We start from the raw sequence: 5,257 nt of genomic DNA on the forward strand, positions 1-5,257 counted from the left end.
GCGGCGGTCGCGTAGATGAAGAAGTCATAATATTCGAGAGCCGACCCGATCCAGCCGCTTGCAGCGGCCTTCCTTGACTGGCTCACCTGATGGATTCCGGTCATCTTGGGAGTCCTCCAAACTGGTTTTTCTTGGCGTCCCTTGGCGGGCTTCTTGGAGAAATTGGGCAGCCCTCTCCGCGCGCTGTGTGGACTTCTCCGCCAGCGTTTGTCACTGCCGATACGTACTTGAGTGACGCGATCATAGGCTGTCACCGCACTAACACAATTACCCTGTTATGCGATAAACCTAACATGATGTTATGCCCGTCCGGAGCGGGCGGACGCTGCATCACTCCGGCGGATTGAAGGTCCGCACGAAATACACCGGCTTGCTGTTCCTCTTCAGGCGATAGAGCTGCGCCGGACGGTTCGGGCCGCGCCGCATTTTCGCGACCGGCTCGATCATGTCGGCCGACAGGATCCGGGTGCGGAAGGCGCTCTTCTCCAAGGGACGGTCAAGCACGATCTCGTAGACCCGCTGCAAGTCGGGCAGCGTGAATTCCGCGGGCATCAGGTAAGCGGGCAGCGAGGTGTATTCCACCTTGTTGCGCAGGCGCTGGATCGCGCTGGCCAGGATGTCGCCGTGATCGAAGGCAAGCTTCTCCTTGAGCCTGCCGCCTTGAATCGGAAACCAGCGCGCATCTGGCGTGAGCGCGCCCGCCTCTTCCGGAATCAGCGCGAAATAGGCGTGCGTTGCCGACCAGCCGCGCGGATCGCGCGAGGCGCTCCCCCAGCTTCCGAGTTGCTCCAGATAAGGAGCGGTGACTCCGGTCTTCTCCTTCAACTTGCGCGCTGCACAGGCCGCGAGATCGCGGTCCTTCGCAACGTCGACGAAGCCGCCTGGGAGAGCCAGCGCCTGCGGAAACGGCTCGCCCTCACCGGCCGGACGCCGTACCAGCAACACCTGGAGCTGGTCGTCGCGAATCGAGAAGATCACGACGTCAACCGTGGTCAGCGGCCGCGGGAAGTCCAGATCTCCTGATTTTTCAAAGCCTTCGGCCCGATCCTCGCCTGCCACCGGCAGCCTCCTTCGTTGGACCTTGACAGTAACACAGTTAGTTGTACAGTCCAACTTACTTAGTTGCTCAGACCAACTTATAGTCAGCCATTGGAGACGGCCATGTTCGGCATAAGGTTTATCAAGGCCCAGCCCACCACCTATCTGATGAAGTACCGCGCCGGCGCCGTTGTCGCCGAGGGCACCGGCCTCTCCGCGTTCTACTATGCTCCGGTGACCACGCTCGTCGCCGTGCCGGTCGGCAGCCGCGACGCCTCCTTCATCTTTCAGCAGATCGCGCGCGACTTTCAGACCCTGACCGTGCAGGGCCAAATCACCTATCGCGTCAGCGAGCCGAAAAAGGCGGCCTCGATGCTGAACTTCACCCTGAAGCCCGACGGCAAGACCTATGAGAGCGACGATCCGGAGAAGCTGCCGGAGCGCATTCTCGGCACGGTCGAGGTGCTGGCGCAGCAGGCGATCAAGGAGCTGACGCTGAAGGAGGCGCTGCAGGCCTCCGACCGCATCGCTGAGCTCATCGCCGGCGGCCTGCGCGGACGGGCCGACATCGAGGCGCTTGGCCTGGAAATCCTCGGTGTCTCGATCCGCGGCATCAAGCCGACGCCTGATACGGCGAAGGCGCTGGAGGCGCAGGCGCGCGAAGCGATTTTGAAGAACGCGGACGAAGCAATCTTCGCCCGGCGCAATTTCGCCGTCGAGCAGGAGCGCGCCATTCGCGAGAGCGAGCTCGACACCGAGATCGCGGTCGAGCAGAAGAAGCGCTCGATCCGCGAGACCCAGATGGATGCCGAGGCGAGCGTTGCCGCCAAGCGCAACGAGCTGCGCGAGGCCGGCATGGCCGCGGATATCGTGCTGGAGGGCAAGCGCAAGGATTTCGTCGGCCTCAACGCCGAAAACACCCGCACTCTGGCAGATGCCGAGGCCTATCGCGTCGGCGCGCTGATGAAGATCTTCGAGGGCGTCGACACCCGCGTGATCCAGGCGCTCGCCGCCGCCGGCATGCAGCCGGGTCAGCTGATCGCGCAGGCCTTTTCCGGCATTGCCGAGAAGGCCGAGAAGATCGGCCAGCTCAACGTCTCGCCCGACCTGCTCAGCCAGCTGATCGAGAAGCCGAAGCCGGAGGCCGCCAATGCCCGCCGCCAATGATCGCAAGATCGTGCTGGTGACGCGCAAGACCAGGCTGGAAGACCTGGTCGCGCGTTACCTGACGGCGGCGCAGGCACGCTTCTATGTCGAGCATCTCGGCGCCGATTTCTCCGATTATGAGAGGGAGCACGAGGTCTACCAGGCGCAGCGGCGCGCGACACTTCAGGTGCTCGAGCAATGGGGGCGCTATCAGGTGATCGAGCGCGCATACCTTCCGAACTTCATCTTCGCCCCTGACGACATCGTGGTCGCGCTCGGCCAGGATGGCGTCGTCGCCAATACGATGAAATATCTCGACGACCATCCGCTGATCGGGCTCAATCCGGATCCCGCGCGCTATGACGGCATCCTGCTGCCCTTCGCGCCGCGCGACCTCGCGAAGCTGCTGCCTGATGTCGCCGCCGACAAGCGCGACAGCCAGGCCGTGACGATGGCGGAGGCCCGGCTCGGCGATGGCCAGGTGCTGCATGCGGTGAACGACCTCTTCATCGGCGCGCGGACGCATGTCTCCGCGATCTACGAGATCGCGGCCGGCGGGACGAGGGAGCGGCAATCCTCGAGCGGGCTGATCGTCTCGACCGGGCTCGGCTCGACCGCGTGGTTCAAGAGCATCGTCACCGGCTCGCTGGCGATCGCCGGCAGCTTCGGTCAGTCGCCCTCGCTGACGGGCTATGAGGCCCTGCCCTGGGACGCCGCTGAGCTGCGCTTCGCCGTGCGCGAGCCGTTCCCGAGCCTGCACTCGGAGACCAACCTGGTCTGCGGCCGGCTCGCATCCGAAGAGCAATTGCGCATCCGCTCGCTGATGGCGGAGAACGGCGTGATCTTCAGCGACGGTGTCGAAGCCGACCGCCTCGATTTCAACGCGGGCGCCGAGGTCACGATCGGCATCGCCAGGCGGCGCGGACGCCTGATCGTGTGAGGCCGCTAGATTCCGAGCGCGTTCTCGCCCGGCTCGCGGCCGGGCACGCTGACATGGACTTCGTGGCCCTCACGTAGCGCCAGGGATGCAGCGGCAACAGCCGACTCGAACGCGGCTTCCTTGGTGGCGTATCTGCTCTTGACGTCGCCGTCATGCAGCACGCCCCACTCGTCTTGCACCGGTACAACAGCATATTGGGCAAGGCCCATCATCCCTCTCCTATCATTGCGCGGCTTGCCTATCGCTGCGTCACTTGCGGATGCGCCGCGGTCACCCGCCAGACCGTATTGCCGCTGTCGTCGGCGACCAACAGTGCACCGGTCTTGTCCAGCGCGACACCGACGGGACGGCCGCGCGCCTGGTTGTCGCTGGTGAGGAAGCCGGTGACGACGTCCTGCGCCGGCCCGCTCGGCTTGCCGTCCGTGAACGGCACATAGACAACCTTGTATCCGTTCAGCACCTGCCGGTTCCAGCTGCCGTGCTCGCCGACGAAAGCGCCGCCGCGATAGGCCTCCGGCAGGCTGTTGCCGGTGGAGAAGGCAAGCCCGAGCGGTGCGACATGCGAGCTCAGGGCGTAATCGGGCACGATCGCCTTTTCCACGAGATCCGGCCGCTGCGGCTTGACGCGGGGATCGACGTGCTGGCCGTAATAGCTGTAGGGCCAGCCATAGAAGGCGCCGTCCTTCACCGAGGTCATGTAGTCAGGCACGAGATCGGGCCCGAGCTCATCGCGCTCGTTCACCACGGTCCACAGCGCGCCGGTCTGCGGCTCGAAGCTGAGACCGTTGGGATTGCGCAGGCCACTGGCAAAGATCCGCCAGCGGCCGCTGGCGCGGTCGACCTCGAGAATGTCGGCGCGATTGTGCTCGGCCTCCATCCCGTTCTCGGTGATGTTGCTGTTGGAGCCGACGCCGACATAGAGCCTTGAGCCATCAGGGCTTGCGACCAGGCTCTTGGTCCAATGATGGTCGATCGGGCCGCCCGGCAACGGCGTCAGCACCGTGCCCGGCTTGGTGATCTTGGTGTCGCCCTCGGCGTAGGGATATTTCACGATCGCGTCGGTGTTGGCTACGTAGAGCTCGTTGCCGACCAGGGCGACGCCGAACGGCGAATTGAGATGATCGAGGAAGACGCTCTGCGTATCCGGTACGCCGTCGCCGTTGGTATCGCGCAGCAGCGTGATGCGATTGCTGGGTCCGGTATCGCCGCCGGAGGTCGCCCAGGACTCGATATAGCCCATCACGATCTCCTTGGGCCGCTTGATCGCGGCGGCCTTCGGCGCCTTGGATTCCACCACCAGCACGTCGCCATTGGGCAGCACGTAGATTGAGCGCGGGTGCTGCAGGCCGGTCGCGACCGCCTTGACCTGCAAGCCCTGCGCAACATCAGGCGTCTCGTCCTTCTTCCAGCCGATGATGCGGGCGATGTGCATCGGCGGCAGCAGATATTGCCGGATGTCGGGCAGCACAGGATTGACGCCGATCTGCGCCTTGGGATCGCCGCTCCCGTCATTGCAGCCGGCGAGAAGAGCGAGAAGCGAAGCGCATAGCAGCGCGCGCGTTTGCAAAGACATCATGGCGCAACTCCGACACCGTGGCGATACACCATGGCCCAGCCGAGCCAGCCGGTAACAGGCAGGATCAGCACGGTGAGCACCGAAAGCACCAGCCCCCATGGCCATACCGAGCTCCAGGCATCACGCGTGTGTATCAGCGCATTGATGATCGCGAGGATCAGAACCACGGCGTTGCCGATCAGATGCGGCCAGGCCGGCGTCTGCGCCCGCACAAGGCGGTTGCCGAGGAAATCGGTCAGGCCGGCGATCGCAGCCAGCACACCAAAGACGACGCCGACGAGCAGAAGCCAGGCGGAGAAATCCGCCCACATGATCTCGGCGGAGACGAGATAGGCGATGTCGGTCAGCAACGCGCCGATGAAGCACACGATCGGGATCGGCACCAGCATCGGATGAATGGGGTAACCCGCGATTTGCGCAGTGGAGCGCACGGGCACGATATCTTGCACGGTAGGTCTCGTATGTCGCCCTGCCCGTGCGCCCAACTCGTGCTTGCGGTGATGGTTCCTATGGCTGCGTCGGAACCAGCAGGGTCGCCCGATACGCCTCGTAGGCGC

6 protein-coding genes are annotated in these 5,257 nt (G+C 64.4%); 2 read left to right on the top strand and 4 right to left on the bottom strand.

The window, feature by feature from the left end; genetic code table 11:
* Positions 1-330: 330 nt before the first annotated feature.
* Entirely contained in the window at positions 331-1,059 is a 729-nt protein-coding gene (locus tag XH98_RS13075) for an NUDIX hydrolase (protein WP_271599336.1), read from the bottom strand.
* 102 nt (positions 1,060-1,161) lie between these two features.
* Between XH98_RS13075 and XH98_RS13080 the strand changes: the two genes are divergently transcribed.
* A complete protein-coding gene (locus XH98_RS13080; protein WP_271599335.1) occupies positions 1,162-2,205 on the top strand; it encodes an SPFH domain-containing protein in 1,044 nt (347 codons plus the stop codon).
* Positions 2,189-3,124, top strand: coding sequence for a sugar kinase (locus tag XH98_RS13085; protein ID WP_271618830.1), 936 nt, complete (start codon positions 2,189-2,191; stop codon positions 3,122-3,124). Before XH98_RS13080 ends, XH98_RS13085 begins: the two co-directional genes overlap by 17 nt.
* A gap of 5 nt (positions 3,125-3,129) precedes the next feature.
* On the opposite strand, the gene XH98_RS13090 is transcribed toward XH98_RS13085, so the two are convergent.
* The 3 genes from XH98_RS13090 to XH98_RS13100 are packed head-to-tail and all read right to left on the bottom strand — an operon-like array spanning position 3,130 to position 5,149.
* Positions 3,130-3,333: a hypothetical protein gene (locus XH98_RS13090; protein ID WP_220006908.1), complete on the bottom strand. Its 204-nt coding sequence runs from the start codon at positions 3,331-3,333 to the stop codon at positions 3,130-3,132.
* A 29-nt stretch (positions 3,334-3,362) separates the two neighbouring features.
* Complete coding sequence (locus XH98_RS13095) at positions 3,363-4,700, bottom strand: PQQ-dependent sugar dehydrogenase (RefSeq protein WP_271618831.1); 1,338 nt, start codon at positions 4,698-4,700, stop codon at positions 3,363-3,365.
* Complete coding sequence (locus XH98_RS13100) at positions 4,697-5,149, bottom strand: DUF2231 domain-containing protein (RefSeq protein ID WP_271618832.1); 453 nt, start codon at positions 5,147-5,149, stop codon at positions 4,697-4,699. The genes XH98_RS13095 and XH98_RS13100 overlap by 4 nt, the downstream gene beginning before the upstream one ends.
* Positions 5,150-5,257: the final 108 nt, after the last annotated feature.

This window comes from Bradyrhizobium sp. CCBAU 51745, from assembly GCF_028128715.1.
Classification (GTDB): domain Bacteria; phylum Pseudomonadota; class Alphaproteobacteria; order Rhizobiales; family Xanthobacteraceae; genus Bradyrhizobium; species Bradyrhizobium manausense.

Bases quoted from the DNA above. Each gene is read 5' to 3' on its own strand.
- XH98_RS13080 (WP_271599335.1), top strand. From the start codon at position 1,162: ATGTTCGGCATAAGGTTTATCAAGGCCCAGCCCACCACCTATCTGATG.
- XH98_RS13085 (WP_271618830.1), top strand. From the start codon at position 2,189: ATGCCCGCCGCCAATGATCGCAAGATCGTGCTGGTGACGCGCAAGACC.
- XH98_RS13090 (WP_220006908.1), bottom strand. From the start codon at position 3,333: ATGGGCCTTGCCCAATATGCTGTTGTACCGGTGCAAGACGAGTGGGGC.
- XH98_RS13095 (WP_271618831.1), bottom strand. From the start codon at position 4,700: ATGATGTCTTTGCAAACGCGCGCGCTGCTATGCGCTTCGCTTCTCGCT.